Source organism: Janibacter sp. YB324, assembly GCF_014217915.1.
Classification (GTDB): domain Bacteria; phylum Actinomycetota; class Actinomycetes; order Actinomycetales; family Dermatophilaceae; genus Janibacter; species Janibacter indicus.
In genome coordinates this window covers 750,993-765,405 of record NZ_CP060120.1, presented here as the reverse complement: position 1 = coordinate 765,405, position 14,413 = coordinate 750,993, and the positions used below count along the sequence as shown (strand labels likewise).

General features: G+C 72.7%; 10 protein-coding genes. 4 read left to right on the top strand and 6 right to left on the bottom strand.

Features of this window, described 5'->3' with window-relative positions; translation table 11 throughout:
• Nucleotides 1–2 precede the first annotated feature (2 nt).
• Genes aroA through hisN form a run of 3 tightly spaced genes read left to right on the top strand, consistent with a single transcriptional unit; the run spans nt 3 to nt 3,242 of the window.
• Nucleotides 3–1,301, top strand: coding sequence for a 3-phosphoshikimate 1-carboxyvinyltransferase (aroA, locus tag H7A72_RS03785; RefSeq protein ID WP_185221681.1), 1,299 nt, complete (start codon nt 3–5; stop codon nt 1,299–1,301).
• Nucleotides 1,301–2,401, top strand: coding sequence for a ribosome small subunit-dependent GTPase A (gene rsgA / locus H7A72_RS03780; protein WP_185221680.1), 1,101 nt, complete (start codon nt 1,301–1,303; stop codon nt 2,399–2,401). Before aroA ends, rsgA begins: the two co-directional genes overlap by 1 nt.
• 43 nt (nt 2,402–2,444) lie before the next feature.
• A complete protein-coding gene (gene hisN, locus H7A72_RS03775) occupies nt 2,445–3,242 on the top strand; it encodes a histidinol-phosphatase (protein WP_185221679.1) in 798 nt (265 codons plus the stop codon).
• Between the two features lie 125 nt (nt 3,243–3,367).
• Here hisN and H7A72_RS03770 read toward each other — a convergent pair whose 3' ends face one another.
• The 4 genes from H7A72_RS03770 to H7A72_RS03755 form a co-directional block, all read right to left on the bottom strand.
• The gene (locus tag H7A72_RS03770; RefSeq protein ID WP_185221678.1) at nt 3,368–4,171 is read right to left on the bottom strand and encodes a hypothetical protein; all 804 of its coding nucleotides are present in this window, start codon (nt 4,169–4,171) and stop codon (nt 3,368–3,370) included.
• A gap of 177 nt (nt 4,172–4,348) precedes the next feature.
• Nucleotides 4,349–5,764, bottom strand: coding sequence for a pitrilysin family protein (locus H7A72_RS03765; RefSeq protein WP_185221677.1), 1,416 nt, complete (start codon nt 5,762–5,764; stop codon nt 4,349–4,351).
• Nucleotides 5,761–7,056 (bottom strand): pitrilysin family protein, encoded by a 1,296-nt coding sequence (locus tag H7A72_RS03760; RefSeq protein ID WP_185221676.1) that lies wholly within the window; start codon nt 7,054–7,056, stop codon nt 5,761–5,763. Before H7A72_RS03760 ends, H7A72_RS03765 begins: the two co-directional genes overlap by 4 nt.
• A 44-nt stretch (nt 7,057–7,100) precedes the next feature.
• Entirely contained in the window at nt 7,101–8,483 is a 1,383-nt protein-coding gene (locus H7A72_RS03755; RefSeq protein ID WP_223277772.1) for an NAD(P)/FAD-dependent oxidoreductase, read from the bottom strand.
• 187 nt (nt 8,484–8,670) lie between these two features.
• On the opposite strand from H7A72_RS03755, the gene H7A72_RS03750 reads away from it, so the two are divergent.
• Complete coding sequence (locus H7A72_RS03750; RefSeq protein ID WP_185221674.1) at nt 8,671–9,216, top strand: 4'-phosphopantetheinyl transferase superfamily protein; 546 nt, start codon at nt 8,671–8,673, stop codon at nt 9,214–9,216.
• Here H7A72_RS03750 and H7A72_RS03745 read toward each other — a convergent pair.
• Both H7A72_RS03745 and H7A72_RS03740 read right to left on the bottom strand, forming a co-directional pair.
• Nucleotides 9,183–10,499, bottom strand: a complete 1,317-nt coding sequence (locus H7A72_RS03745; protein ID WP_185221673.1) for a M1 family metallopeptidase — start codon at nt 10,497–10,499, stop codon at nt 9,183–9,185. The genes H7A72_RS03750 and H7A72_RS03745 overlap by 34 nt on opposite strands.
• Complete coding sequence (locus tag H7A72_RS03740; protein ID WP_185221672.1) at nt 10,496–14,368, bottom strand: Pls/PosA family non-ribosomal peptide synthetase; 3,873 nt, start codon at nt 14,366–14,368, stop codon at nt 10,496–10,498. Before H7A72_RS03740 ends, H7A72_RS03745 begins: the two co-directional genes overlap by 4 nt.
• Nucleotides 14,369–14,413: the final 45 nt, after the last annotated feature.

Genomic DNA, 14,413 nt, shown 5'->3' with positions numbered 1-14,413 from the left:
CGATGACCAGTCCTGATTGGCATGCCCCGGCAGCGTCCGGTCGCCTCGACGCGACCGTGACGCTGCCGGGGAGCAAGTCCCTCACCAACCGCTACCTCGTCCTCGCGGCCCTCGCCTCCGACATCTCCCGCCTGCGACGCCCCCTTCGCTCCCGGGACACCGAGCTCATGGCCCAGGCGCTGCGCCAGCTCGGCGCGAGCATCGACGACGCCACGTCCACGGCCTCCGGCTCCCCCGACTGGATCATCCACCCCGCGACCCTGCGCGGCGGCCGCACCGTCGACTGCGGCCTCGCCGGCACGGTCATGCGCTTCCTGCCCCCGGTCGCGGCACTGGCCAGCGGTCCGGTGACCTTCGACGGCGACGAGCACGCACGGGTGCGCCCCATGGCCGCGATCATCGACGCGCTGCGGGACCTCGGCGTCACCGTCGAGGACGAAGGGAGAGGCACCCTCCCCTTCGTCGTGGAGGGAACGGGCTCCGTGCGGGGTGGGCGGGTCGTGATCGACGCCTCCGCGTCCTCCCAGTTCGTCTCCGCCCTGCTGCTCGCCGGGTCGCTCTTCGACGAGGGCGTGACGGTCGTCCACGACGGCAAGCCGCTGCCCTCGCTGCCCCACGTCGAGATGACCGTCGAGACGCTGCGTGACGCCGGCGCCGCGGTCGACGACTCCGAGGCCAACACCTGGCGGGTCGAGCCGGGCGAGTTGCTGCCGCTCGACGTGACCGTCGAGCCCGACCTGTCCAATGCCGCGCCCTTCCTCGCCGCCGCGCTCGTCGCCGGGGGCCGGGTGTCGGTCCCGGACTGGCCGGGCCACACGACCCAGGCCGGCGACATGATCCGCGACGTCCTCGACCGGATGGGCGCCGAGGTCAGCCTCGACTCCCGCACGCTCACTGTCGCCGGCGACGGTCACCCCAGCGGCATCGACGTCGACCTGCACGACGCCGCCGAACTGACGCCGGTCGTCGCCGCCGTCGCGGCGTGCGCCGACGGGCCGTCGATCATCCGCGGGGTCGCCCACATCCGCGGGCACGAGACCGACCGGATCAGCGCTCTCTCGCGGGAGCTGGGCGGCATGGGCGTCGAGGTCACCGAGCTCGACGACGGGCTGCGGATCGACCCGGCACCCTTGCGCCCCAGCACCTTCCACACCTATGCCGACCACCGCATGGTCATGGCCGGAGCGGTCCTCGCCCTGCGTGCCCCCGGCACGGTCATCGAGGACCCGGCGACGGTCGGCAAGACGCTGCCGCGCTTCGTCGACCTGTGGCAGGGCATGCTCGAGGCGTCGGAGGGCTGATGAGCCGGTCCGCGCGCAGCTGGGACGAGTCCGACGTCCGCGTGCGCCCCAACCGCCGCGGCTCCCGGCCACGGACCAAGGACCGCCCCAAGCACGAGGACGCGATCGTCGGCCGGGTGACCGCCGTCGACCGGGGTCGGTGGACGACGCTCGTGCCCGCCGGCGAGGGCCTGCCCGAGCGCGTGGTCATCGCGATGCGCGCCCGCGAGCTCGGCCGCTCCCCCGTCGTCGTCGGCGACCGGGTCGCGATGGTCGGTGACACCTCGGGTGTACCCGACGCCCTCGCTCGGATCGTGCGCATCGAGGAGCGGGCCACCGTGCTGCGGCGCACCGCCGACGACACCGACCCCGTCGAGCGGGTCATCGTCGCCAACGCCGACCAGCTCGTCGTCGTGGCCGCCCTCGCCGACCCCGAGCCGCGCCCGCGCCTCATCGACCGCTGCCTCGTCGCGGCCTACGACGCCGGCATGGACCCGCTGCTCGTGCTCACCAAGTCCGACCTCGCCTCCGCCGAGGACTTCCTCGCGCAGTACGCCCCCCTCGACGTGCCGCACGTCGTCACCTCGGTGCTCACCGAGGGCAGCGAAGGGCTGGCCGAGCTGCGCCGTCGCCTCGCCGGCCGCGTCTCGGTGCTCGTCGGGCACTCGGGCGTCGGCAAGTCGACCCTGGTCAACGCGCTGTGCCCCGACGCCGACCGGGCCACCGGGCACGTCAACGACGTCACCGGCCGGGGCCGGCACACCTCGACCAGCGCCCTCGGCCTGCGACTGCCGCCTCTCCCCCCTTCGCACGACCGTGAGGACGTGCGGGCCCAGGAGGCCGAGCCGGTGGACCCGGACGCTGCGGGCTGGATCATCGACACCCCGGGCATTCGCTCCTTCGGGCTGGCGCACGTCGATCCGGACCGGATCATCGGGCACTTCCCCGAGCTGGCCGAGGGCGCCGACGAGGGCTGCCCGCGTGGCTGCACCCACGACGAACCGGACTGCGCCCTTGACGCCTGGGTCGCCGCGGGGCACGCCGGGCCGGGCGGGGAGCAGCGGCTGGACTCCCTTCGTCGTCTGCTGCGGGCGCGGTCCGGCGAGTCGGACGAGCGCTGACCCGGTCCCCCGCCGGGGCCGCCGGTGCGGGTACGTTGACCGGATGGCCGACAGCTCCCCCTACGCCGATGACCTGCGCCTGGCCCACGTGCTGGCCGACCAGGTCGAGCGGATCACCATGGCCCGCTTCCAGGCGGCCGACCTCGTCGTCGAGTCCAAGCCCGACCTGACGCCCGTCAGCGACGCCGACCGCTCCTGCGAGGAGGCGATCCGCGCGCAGCTGGCTCGTTCTCGCGGGCGGGACGCCGTGCTGGGCGAGGAGTTCGGCAGCTCCGGCAACTCGCAGCGCCGCTGGATCATCGACCCGATCGACGGCACGAAGAACTACGTCCGCGGCGTCCCCGTCTGGGCCACCCTCATCGGGCTCGTCGACGGCGAGGACTGCGTCGTCGGGCTCGTCGCGGCCCCCGCCCTCGGCCGACGCTGGTGGGCGGCGAAGGGCGCCGGCGCCTGGACCGGCCGCTCCCTCGCCCAGGCCAAGCAGATCCACGTTTCGCGGGTCTCGCAGGTGGCCGACGCATCGCTGTCCTACAGCTCGCTCGACGGCTGGCGCGCGCTCGGCCGGGCCCGCAACTTCCTCAACCTCACGTCCGACCTGTGGCGCACGCGGGCCTACGGGGACTTCTGGTCCTACATGCTCGTCGCCGAGGGCGCGGTCGACCTCGCCGCCGAGCCCGAGCTGGAGCTCTACGACATGGCCGCGCTCGTGGCCATCGTCGAGGAGGCCGGTGGCCGCTTCACCTCGCTCGACGGGGCCCCCGGCCCCTGGGGCGGCAATGCCCTCGCCTCCAACGGCCTGCTCCACGACGAGGTCCTGCGCCGGCTGGCGCCTGACGCCTGACCCGGCCGGGCCGCCCGGGCGCGATCCGCCCGCTGGCTGTGCGTTGAAGTGGTAGTCCAGCCAGCCGGCGAGCCTCACCAGAGCCTCCCGGCACACAGAACGACTGGTTCAACACACAACCATGCTCAGAGGGCCCAGCGGTCCGGCGGATCCAGGTGTCGACCGGACCGGATCACCTCTAGCAGGGTGGCCGACGTCCTCGCCCAGCCGGCGAAGGTCATCTCGTGCGTCAGCCGGGTCGTGAAGTAGCCCAGCTCGAGGGCTCGCAGATCACGCGCCCGGTCCTTGGCGTAGGTGTCCTTGCCCGTGTGGTGCTGGCGGCTGTCGCACTCGATGATCCACCGTCGGCCCGCGAGATTGTCCACGAAGCCGACTCCCGGAATCTTCACCTGCGGGGTGACCCTGACGTTGTGGAGCAGCAGGAAGAGCCTGACCTTGCTCTCCGTCCCCGACTGGGCCTTGCCGGATGCCCGCTCGAGGACCCGTCGCACGGCGCGTGGCGCAGTCGCGGCGAGCTCAGCCACGGTGTCCTGGTCCACCAACTCGTTGTACAGGGCGCTGTCGGCCAGGATGCCGACCTCGAGCGGGTCGAGGCATCTGATGGCGTGCTCGAGCAGCAGCCGAGGCGAGGCGATCGGACTCGACTCCGGCCACGAAGGATGCCACCCGTGGCCGACCCACCCCGCCCTCGGGCTCCCGCGCCTCGTGTAGACGTGCAGCCCGGCTACGGGCGGCACCCACAGCCCGTGCTCCCGGGCCGCCGTGACACAGGTCGGGCGCAGGCCCAGCGCCAGTGCTGCGCGCACCCCTTCGTCCGTGTCGGGTGTGACGTAGTAGCGGCCTGCGCGGACCAGCTCGCCGCGGCCCAGGACGCGCGGGATCTCGCGTGCAGTGACCCGGTCGTGGATCTGGCGGCTCGTATAGATCATCCCGCCAGCACAGCCGGAGCGAGCGCTGCCTTCCACGGGCCCGCGAGATGTGTGGACAACCTCGAGAGGCTCCACATGGTTGTGTGTTGAAGTAGGAGTCCAGCCTGCCGGCGAGCCTCGTCAGAGGCTGCCGGCAGCCAGGGCTACCGGTTCAACACACAACCCCTCGTCCACGGGTCAGTTCGGGACGACGGTCACCGGCCCGAGCCCGAGCTCCTCGACCTCGTCGCGGTAGAGCGCGGCGTCGCCGACGACGACGATGGTCCACTCGGGCCGCACGTGGTCGCGCCACGCGGCGTCGAGGTCGGCAGGGGTCAGCTCGCGCATCGCGGCGATCATGTCGCTCGTGAAGCTCAGCGGCAGGTTGTCGCCGGCCAGCCCGCTCGTCTCGTCGGCGATCGCGTCGGCGGTGTCGTAGCGCCCCGGCGCCGTGAGCGTCATGAAGTCGACGCCGGCCCGGGTCTCGTCCTCGGTGAAGCCCTCCCCGACCCCGGTGAGGATCTGCGAGAGCAGGCGAAGGGAGTCGACCGTCGAGTCGGCCCGCACCGACCCGGAGACCGTGAAGGCCGAGCCGACCTGACGCGGCCGGAAGCCTGAACGGATGCCGTAGGTGTAGCCCTTGTCCTCGCGCAGCACCTGGTCGATGCGGGCATTGGGTGCACCGCCGACGACCCACGCCAGGACGGGGAAGGGGGCCCACCCCGAGTCGACCCGTCGGTCCGGGCCGGGCCCGCCGATGAGGATCTCCGACTGCACGGAGCCGGGCCGGTCGACGAGCACCACGCGTGCGGCGTCGTCGGCTCGCGGCGCGGGCGCGCGGTCGGTCGAGACGGCACGGCCGGGCGTGTCCCACGCGCCGATCGTCGCGGCGAGCAGCGCGTCGACATCGACCCCCGTGAGGTCACCGGCGACGACCACCGTCGAGCCCTCGGGGTGCACGTGGGTGGCGTGGTAGTCGACGACGTGATCGCGACGGATCGCCGCGACCGTCTCGTGCGAGCCGGACGCGGGCCGGCTGGCCCGGGTGTCGGCGTCGTAGTAGGTCGCCGCCCACTCCTTGAAGGCGCGGCGCCCGGCGGAGGCCCGCTCCTGCTCGATCTCGGCCAGCCGGGTGCGGACCACCCGGGCGACCTCGCCTTCCTCGAAGATCGGCTCGGACAGGCACTCGGTGAGCAGCTCGAGGGCTTCGGGCAGGAAGCGCTGGGGCACGTCGAGGTCGACGCCCAGCGCCGCCTCGCTCATGCCGGCGCCGAGCGCGATGCCGCGCCGCTCGAGCAGCTCCGACAGCTCGCGCTGCCCGTGCGTGCTCGTGCCCTCGTCGAGCAGCCGCGCCATGATCCACGCGACGCCCTCGACCTCGCGCGGCTCGTGCCGCAGGGCTGCCGGCACGGTGACCCGCACCGAGATGACGTACTGGCCGGGGACGTCGTGGACGAGCGCCCGGATGCCGTTGGGCAGGTCGACCTCGCGCGGCTCGGGGAAGGCCCACTCCCCCGGCGCCGCGACCTCCGGCCGCGCGACGACCGGCGCCGCGCCGGTGCCCGCCGGCGTGCCGGCTCCCGCCGGCGTGCTCGTGCTCTCGACCTCGCTCACGCGACCTCCTCCTGCTCCTGGGCCGCCCGGTAGACGACGGCGGCTCGACTCTGCGGCCGCAGCCACCGGTCGGCGGCTGCCTGCACCTGCTGCGGCGTCACCTCGGCCAGCCGGTCGAGGAAGGTGTTGATGAAGCCCGGGTCGTCGTGCAGGCAGGTGTAGTGCCCGATGAGGTCGGCCCGCTCGTCCTTGGCCGCGAGCGCCGACAGCCAGGCGCGCTCGGCCTGCGCGCGCACCGCCTCCATCTGCTCGGGCGTCGGCCCCTCGTCGGCAAAGGCGCTCAGCTCGGCGCACACCCGCTCCTCGAGCGCATCGGTGTCGACGCCCTCGGCGACGTCGACGACGACCAGCCCGAGCGAGACGCCGTCGACGAAGCCCATCGCCCCGACGTCGACGCTGTTGGCCACCTGCTCCTCACGCACGAGGCGCTGCTCCAGCGGCGAGAAGCTCAGCCCGCCGAGGCAGTCCAGGGCCATCGAGGCGGCGAGGAAATCGTCACGGGTGTCACCCCCTTCGGCAGGGAGCCGGAAGGCCAGGTGGATCCGGTCGTTGGGCACCTCGTCGACGACCTCCTCCCGCAGCGGCTCCGGCAGCGGCGGCAGGGGCGGGACCGGCGCCCGTCGCGGCTCGGCCCGGTGGGTGATGTGCCCGAAGTAGCGCTCGGCCAGCTCGAGCGCCCGCTCGGCGGCCACGTCACCGACGATCGTCAGGACGGTGTTGTCGGGGGCGTAGTGCCGGGCGAAGAAGTCGTGGACGTCCTGCACGGACGCGGCGTCGAGGTCCTCCATCGACCCGATCGTCGGGTGGTGGTAGGGGTGCCCCTGCGGGAAGACCGTCGCGTAGACGCGGGTCAGCGCCTGGCCGTAGGGCTGGTTGTCGTAGCGCTGGCGCTTCTCCTCCTTGACCACGTCGCGCTGGTTGTCGAGGTTGGCCTGGTTGACCGCGGCCAAGAGGTTGGCGTGCCGGTCGGCCTCGAGCCACAGCGCCAGCTCGAGCGCCCCCGAGGGGATCGTCTCGAAGTAGTTGGTCCGGTCGAACCACGTCGTGGCGTTGAGCCGACCGCCGACGCCCATGAGCGCCTGGAAGTGCTCGCCGTTGGCCACGTGCGCGCTGCCCTGGAACATCAGGTGCTCGAAGAGGTGCGCGAAGCCGGTGCGCCCGGGCTCCTCGTGACGTGATCCGACCCCGACCCACAGGTTGACCGTGACGGTCGGGGTCGTGTCGTCCGGCTGCACGACGACGCGCAGGCCGTTGGGGAGGGTGTGGTCCTCGAGGGTGAAGTCCAAGGGCATGGACGCACCCTACGACGCGCGCCCGGGAGGAGTCCCGTCAGCCGTCAGGAGGCCTCGCGCCGCTGCTCCTGCTCACCGGTGCGCGGCAGCTCGGGGAAGGCGTTCTCGCCGAGGTCCTCGATGGCCCGGCGGGCGAAGACCTGCTGCATCGTCGTCGCACGCTCGTTGCGGTTGTTGCCGACGAAGGTGATGATCCAGTTGAGCAGCGTGGAGACGCGGTTCTTGAAGCCGACCATCGCCATGAGGTGCACGGCCAGCCAGGCGAGCCAGGCGATGAAGCCGGTGAGCTTGATCTTGCCGATGCTCGCGACGGCGGAGTACTTCGAGATCGTCGCCATCGAGCCCTTGTCCTTGTAGACGAAGGGGGCCTGCGGCTCCTTGCCCTCGAGGCGCCCGAGGATCTCCTTGGCCGCGTAGCGGCCGCCCTGGATCGCCAGCTGGGCGACGCCCGGGTAGCCCTTGAGGTTGATCATGTCGCCGACGAGGAAGATCTCCGGGTGACCCTTGAGGGTCAGGTCCTCCTCGACCTGGACGCGCCCGGCGCGGTCGATCTCGGCACCGGCCTGCTCGGCGACGAGCTTGCCGAGCGGCGAGGCGGCGACACCGGCGGCCCAGACCTTGGTCATGGCCTCGATGCGCTGGGTGGAGCCGTCCTTGTACTTGACGTCGATGCCGCTGCCGTCGACGTCGGTGACCATGGCCCCGAGCTGGACCTCGACGCCGCGCTTCTCGAGGCTGGCCCGGGTCTTGCCGCCGAGGCGGTCTCCGAAGGATGGCAGCACCTGGTCGGCGCCGTCGAGCAGGATGACGCGCGCGTCGCGGGGGTTGATGCAGCGGAACTCGTGGGCGAGGGTCTTGTGCGACAGCTCGGCGATCTGGCCGGCCATCTCGACACCGGTCGGGCCGGCGCCGACGACGACGAAGGTGAGCAGCCGCTCGCGGTCCTCGGGGTCGGTCGTGGTCTCGGCCAGCTCGAAGGCGCCGAAGATGCGGCCGCGCAGCTCGAGGGCGTTGTCGATGTCCTTCATGCCCGGCGCGTAGCGGGCGAAGTGGTCGTTGCCGAAGTACGACTGTCCGGCACCGGCGGCGATGATCAGGCTGTCGTAGGGCGTGACCGTCTCCTGGCTCAGCGAGCGGGAGGTGACGGTGCGCGCCTCGATGTCGATCTCGTGGACGTCGCCGAGGATCGTGCGGACGTTCTTGTCGCGGGCGAGGATGTCGCGGGTCGCCGGAGCGATGTCGCCCTCGGAGAGGATGCCCGTGGCCACCTGGTAGAGCAGCGGCTGGAAGAGGTGGTGGCCGGTGCGCGAGATGAGGGTGACCTCGACGTCCTTGCCGCTCAGGGACTTCGCGGCGAAGAGGCCGCCGAAGCCGGATCCGATGATGACGACGCGGTGCTTGCCAGAGTTAGCGCTCACGCCTTCCATTGTGGCCCAGCCCATGGCGAAGGGAGAAATCGTGCCCCACAACCACCCCGGACCTGATAACGGGCGCCACCTCCCCCCTTCGCATGTCCTTGAGGTCGTGCGGCTCGAGCCTGCATTGCCCTACGGCAATGCAGCTCGAGGCCGCATTGCCGTAGGGCAATGCAGACCCGGAGCCTAGCCTCAGCCCGTGGACATCCAGTGGCACGACGTCTCGGGGTGGTCGGCCCCGGACCCCACCGACGCCGCCCTGCGCACCCACCTGCTCCGCTGGTCGAGGTGCGAGCTTGCGAGCCTCGAGACCACCACCGGCCGACACTGCCCCGCCTGCGGGTCCGACCGCCACGGCCGCCCGTGGGCCCGCCTGGCCGACGGCAGCCGCCCGCACGTCAGCCTGGCCCGTTGCGGCGACGTCGTGGTGACGGCGGTCGACCCCCTTCGGCCGGTTGGCGTCGACGTCGAGGAGATCGCCGCCGTCGACGCCCGCTGGGACCCCGACCTCGTGCTGCACCCGGGCGAGCGGGCGGACTCCCCCGCCGAGCGGGCAGCGATGTGGTGCCGCAAGGAGGCGATCCTCAAGGCACTGGGCACCGGCCTACGCACCCCGATGGGCCAGATCCGTTGCGCCGACTGGCCCGTCGTCGACCTCGTGGCCCCACCTGGCCTGGCCGCCGCGGCCGTCGTGCTCCCACCGACCGCCGGTCAGTCCGGCAGCGGCGGCAGCTCGACGGTGTAGAGCCAGGCCTCGAAGAGCTCGCCGAGGTCCTCGCCGGAGACCCGCTCGGCGTGCTCGACGAACATCGCCGTCGTCACGGTGCCGAACTGGTGCTCCTCGCACCAGGTGCGCAGCACCTCGAAGAAGCGGGCGTCGCCGATCCGCCGCCGCAGCGCGTGCAGGGTGAGCGCGCCCCGCTTGTAGACCCGGTCGTCGAACATCAGGTCCGGCCCGGGGTCGCCGAGGAGCAGCTCGTCGCCGTCGTCGGTGCGCACCCGCTCGTGGTGCACCTCGGCCCGCTCGCCCACGGTCATCAGGCCGATCCGCTCCGACCACAGCCACTCGGAGTAGCAGGCGAAGCCCTCGTGCAGCCAGATGTCGCGCCAGTGCCCGAGAGTGACCGAGTTGCCCCACCACTGGTGGCTCAGCTCGTGGGCGACGAGCCGGATGCACTCCCAGTCGTCACGCATGAAGTTGCGCCCGAAGGTCGACAGGCCCTGCGACTCCAGCGGGATCTCGAGGTCGTCGTCAGTGATCACGGCGGTGTACGACGCGAAGGGGTAGTCGCCGAAGGTCTCCGCGAAGAAGCCGAGCATCTGCGGCTGCATCCCGAAGGCCGCCTCGAAGCCCGCCTGCGGCCGCGACGCCGGCGCGACGACCCGCACGGGGACGGGCGCGCCGGGCTGGTCGATGACCTCGTAGCGGCCGATCTGCACGGTCGCCAGGTAGGTCGTCATCGGGTCGTCCTGGGCATAGGTCCACGTCGTGGAGCTGCCCCGGGTCGTGCGGTCGACGAGCTCGCCGGCGACGGCCACGTGGTAGTCGCGGTCGGTCGTGAGGGCGATCCGGTAGGTCGCCTTGTCGTCGGGCCGGTCGTTGCACGGGAACCACGAGGGCGCGCCGTGCGGCTGGGCGGCGACGATGACCCCGTCGCTCAGCTCCTCCCAGCCGGCCTGTCCGTGCCGGCGGCTGCGCACCTGCTTGGGCGTGCCGGCGTAGCGCACCCGCACCTCGACGCTCTCACCCTCGGGGACGGTGCGCCCGAGGGTCACCGCCAGACGGTCACCGCGGTGCGAGTAGCGCGCGCTCGTCCCGTCGACGTGGACGCGAGCGACCTTGAGTGCGTGCAGGTCCAGCTCGAGCCGGCTGATCGGCGCGAGCGCGCGGCAGCGCAGCGTCGCCTCACCGGAGAGCCGGTTGCCGGCGACCTTGTAGTCGAGCTCCAGGTCGTAGTGCTCGACGCTGAAGGACGCGTCGCCGTGGCCGGGGACGTAGTCGTCGGTGCCCGCGTGCTGCTGCCTCACTGCTCCTCTTCCTCCCACGGACCGATCGGGTTGCCGATCCAGCGTGTGCGTGACGGTACGCCCTCGCCGCGCATGACGAGGGACGCGGGTCCGACGGTCGCGTCACGGCCGACACTGGACGAAGGGAGGATGACGCTGTTGGGCCCGAGGGTCGCACCTGCCTCGAGGACGACCTTGTCCATCTGCAGGACCCGGTCGTGGAAGAGGTGGGTCTGGACGACGCAGCCGTGGTTGACCGTCGAGCCGTCGCCGAGCTCGACGAGGTCGCTCTCGGGGAGCCAGTAGGTGTCGCACCAGACGCCCTCGCCGACCTTGCTGCCCATGAGCCGTAGCCAGGCGTTGAGCGCCGGCGTCCCGGTGGTGATCCGGGCGAACCAGGGGGCGGCGAGCATCTCGGTGAAGGTGTCGGCGAGCTCGTTGCGCCAGACGAAGGAGGTCCACAGCTCGTGGTCCCCGGCACGGTGGCGGCCGACGAGCAGCCACTTGGCGACGAGGGTGACGCCGGCGGCGAGGTGACCGGCGACGAGCAGGACCGGGCCGGCGAGCAGCACGGCGACCCACACCGACCTGTCGAGGAGCGCCAGCAGGGTCACGCCGACACCGACGTGCAGCGCGACGCTGCAGACGAGGGGTACGACGCGGCAGAGCTCGACGACCGACCGCAGGACCTTGAGCCGGGTCGGCGGGTCGTAGGTGCGGCTCGCGTCCTGCTCGTCGGCGGTGCGCCGCAGCTTGCGCGGGGGCGAGCCGATGTACGAGGCGCCCGCCTTGGCCTTGGTCCGCTGCGGCGCCGCCGAGAGGACGGCGACGAGCGAGCGCTTGGGCACCCGGCGTCCGGGAGCGAGCATGCCGGAGTTGCCGACGAAGGCCCGCTTGCCGACCTTGACCCGCTCGACGCGCACCCAGCCGCCACCGAGCTCGTAGGAGCCGATGAGCGTGTCGTCGGCGAGGAAGGCGTGGTTGCCGACCCTCACGAGCTTGGGCACGAGCAGCACCGTCGAGGCCTCGACGCCCTCGCCGACGCGGGCGCCGAGCAGCCGCAGCCAGGTCGGGGTCAGGGCGCTGGAGTAGATCGGGAAGAGCCACTCGCGCGCCTCGTCGAGCAGGCGCACCGTGTAGATGATCGCCAGCCCCTGCAAGGAGCGCACAGGGAAGTGACCGGGCTCGATCCGGCTGCCGAGCAGCCGGGTGAGACCGAGGACGAGCAGGGCGAGCGCGATGAACCCGACGACGGCGGCCAGCGGCAGCCACGGCAGCGCGGCGCGCACCGCCTCGCCGAGCGAGTCGGCCCCCGAAGCGGCCGGCCACAGGACGAGGCCGCCGACGAGCGTGGCCACACCGGGAAGGCTCGCGACGAGCGGGGCGATCAGCCCCATGCCGACGAGCCAGCGGCGCGGGGCCGGTGCGTCCTCGCGCGACCACGGGCCACGAGCCGGGGCCTGCCGCTCGGCCGGCGAGCCGGACCAGAACTCCCCCGCCGTCACGCTGCCGAGGACGTGCGAGCCGGGGGCGACCTCGGCGGCGCGGCCGACGACAGCGCCCGGCGAGAGGGTGCTGCGGGCACCGATGCGGGCGTGCTCGCCGACGGTGATCGGACCGACGTGCACGCGGTCACCGTCGATCCAGTAGCCGACGAGGTCGACCTCGGGCTCGATGGCCGCTCCCGCGCCGACGTCGAGCCAGCCGGTGACCGGCGGCAGGGCGTGCAGGTCGACGCCCTCACCGATCCTCGCGCCGAGCAGCCTTGCATACCAGCGGAACCAGACCGCCCCGGACAGGGCCGCCGCCGCGAGCTCGTCCTGGGTGCGGGCAGCGAGCCAGAGCCGCAGGTGCACCTTGCCGCCGCGCGGGTGCGAGCCGGGGGTCACCCCGCGCAGGACGAGCCGGGCCAGGCCGGCCGCGAGCACCATGCGGCCGGGGCCGGTGAGGAAGAGGGCCGCCATCGGCACGACGAGCCAGAGCGGGAAGCTCGGCAGCCACGGCAGCGCGAGGTGGCCGATGGTCGAGCCGAGCACGAGCCAGGCGAGCCACCGCATGCCGGCGAGCGCGCGAAGGGGGATCATCCCGACGAGCTGCGCCACCTGGGTCTTCGTGCGGATCGGGCGCACCTTGCGGTTGGTGCGCACCATCGTCGAGGCGGCGGCCGCCTCGTCGAGCCACGCAGCGAGGTCGCCGAGGGTCGGGTGGGCGTAGAGGTCGCCGACCGTCGTCTCGGGGGTGCGCTCACGCAGCCGGCTGACCACCTGGGCAGCGGTGAGCGAGCCGCCCCCGAGGTCGAAGAAGTCGTCCGCCGGGTCGCTCACGTCGGCCCCGATGACCTCGGCCCAGATGCCGGCGACCCACTGCGCGGTCTCGCCGAGCTCTCCCTTCGCCGGGGTGTCGGTGGTGGGCAGGGGCCACAAGAGGGCGTCGCGGTCGACCTTGCCGGAGGTGCGGGTGGGCAGCTCGTCGACGACGGCCAGGCGCGGGACGAGGGCCGCGGGCATCCGCTCGCGCAGCAGGTCGCGGGCGTGCGGCGCATCGAAGCTCGCGTCGGTCGTCAGGTAGCCGACGAGCAGCTTGTTGCCCGCGGCGGTCGAGCGCACGGCGGCCGCGGCGGAGACCACGCCGGGCAGCCGCAGCAGCTGCTCGTCGATCTCGCCAAGTTCGATGCGTCGTCCGCCGAGCTTGATCTGGTCGTCGGCGCGACCGGCGAAGACGAGACCGGCCGGGTCGTTGCGCACGACGTCGCCGGAGCGGTAGGCGCGCTCCCAGCCGAGGGTGGGCATGGGCGCGTACTTCTCCGCGTCCTTGGCCGGGTCGAGGTAGCGGGCCAGACCGACCCCGCCGATGATCAGCTCGCCCGACTCGCCCTCGGCGACCGGGTGGCCCGCGCCGTCGACGACCGCGAGGTCCCAGCCGTCGAGGGGCAGCCCGATGCGCACCGCGTCGGTGCCGTCGAGCATGGCGCCGCAGGCGACGACGGTGGCCTCGGTGGGGCCGTAGGTGTTCCACACCTCGCGCCCCTCGCGCTGCAGCCGGGAGGCGAGCTCCGGCGGGCAGGCCTCGCCGCCCATGATGAGCAGCCGGACCCGCTCCAGCGAGCTCGGCGGCCACAGTGCGACGAGGGTGGGCACGGTCGAGACGATGGTGATCTCGTTGGCGACGAGCCAGGGCCCGACGTCGACCCCGGAGCGCACGAGCGAGCGCGGCGCGGGCACGAGGCAGCCGCCGTAGGCCCAGGCGAGCCACATCTCCTCACAGCTGGCGTCGAAGGCCACCGACAGACCGGCCATGACCCGGTCCCCCGGCCCGATCGGGTCGTCGACGAGGAACATCCGCGACTCGGCGTCGACGAAGGCGGCGGCATTGCGGTGGGTGACGGCCACCCCCTTCGGCTTGCCGGTGGACCCGGAGGTGAAGATCACCCAGGCGTCGTCGTCGGTCCCTGGCGGCGCGGGCTCGATCGGCGAGCGCCCCTGTCCCACAGCGGTGGTCGTGACCACGAGATCGTTGCCGATGATCGCGGCGGCCGCCGACTCCTCGAAGACCACCCGGGCCCGCTCGTCAGGGTCGTCGGCGTCGACGGGCACGTAGGCGGCGCCCGCGAGTATCGTGCCGATGATCGCGACGTAGAGGTCGGTCGAGCCGGAGCGGATGCGCACCCCGACCTTGTCCCCCGGCCCGATGCCCAGCTCCGCGAGCGACTCGGCGAGCGCCGTCGCGGCCTCGGCCAGCTCGGCATAGGTGAGCATCTCCTGGCCGCTGTCGACGGCCGGCGCGTCGGGGTGTTCCGCGACGACGCCCATGAAGATGTCGACGAGCGTGCGGGGCGCGGGCGCGCGGTCACTCGCGAGGAGCGAAGGGAGCAGGGCCGGTGGCGTGGTCACGGCGAGAAGGATCCCCCACGAAGGTGAACGTTCGGCGCACCGTGT

What these genes read in the sequence shown, in the direction of transcription:
- aroA (WP_185221681.1), top strand. Translation starts at nt 3, where the DNA reads ATGACCAGTCCTGATTGGCATGCCCCGGCAGCGTCCGGTCGCCTCGAC.
- rsgA (WP_185221680.1), top strand. Translation starts at nt 1,301, where the DNA reads ATGAGCCGGTCCGCGCGCAGCTGGGACGAGTCCGACGTCCGCGTGCGC.
- hisN (WP_185221679.1), top strand. Translation starts at nt 2,445, where the DNA reads ATGGCCGACAGCTCCCCCTACGCCGATGACCTGCGCCTGGCCCACGTG.
- H7A72_RS03770 (WP_185221678.1), bottom strand. Translation starts at nt 4,171, where the DNA reads ATGATCTATACGAGCCGCCAGATCCACGACCGGGTCACTGCACGCGAG.
- H7A72_RS03760 (WP_185221676.1), bottom strand. Translation starts at nt 7,056, where the DNA reads ATGCCCTTGGACTTCACCCTCGAGGACCACACCCTCCCCAACGGCCTG.
- H7A72_RS03755 (WP_223277772.1), bottom strand. Translation starts at nt 8,483, where the DNA reads ATGGAAGGCGTGAGCGCTAACTCTGGCAAGCACCGCGTCGTCATCATC.